We start from the raw sequence: 466 nt of genomic DNA on the forward strand, positions 1-466 counted from the left end.
GCCGTCCACCAGCGCGGCCCGAAGCGGCGCCGCGTCGGGGCCCAGCCGCCAAGGGCTGTCCGCGCGCAGGACGTCGAAGCCGGTTTCGGCAAGGACCGCCGCGGCGGTTTCCACCGCGCCCGGCCCGAGCGCGGGGCCCAGCCCCTTGTCGCCGCGCTGGTGCCGGTTGAAGGCCGCCGTGACGGCGGCATCCCGCGGGTCTTCGGGGGTCCAGCACATCCGGCCATCATAGCTGAGGGCGGCGTAGAACGGCACCTGCACCCGCGCCGCCAACGCGTGCAGCCATGTCGCGGGCATCAGGTCCAGCAGTGCCGACGCCGTGATCAGCGTCGCCCCGTCGAGCGGCAGCGCGTCGATATCGCCCAGGTCCTGATGATGGGTCGTGGCGGCGTCGCCGGCCGCGGCCGTCGCCCGCGCCAGCAGGGCGGCATCATTGTCCACCAGTCGCCACGCCGTGCCCTGCGGC

1 pseudogene is annotated in these 466 nt (G+C 75.1%); it reads right to left on the minus strand.

The window, feature by feature from the left end:
* Window positions 1-466: pseudogene (locus ACH107_RS33525) on the minus strand (class I SAM-dependent methyltransferase); the annotation flags it as partial.

The organism is Roseovarius halophilus (ex Wu et al. 2025) (assembly GCF_047086965.1).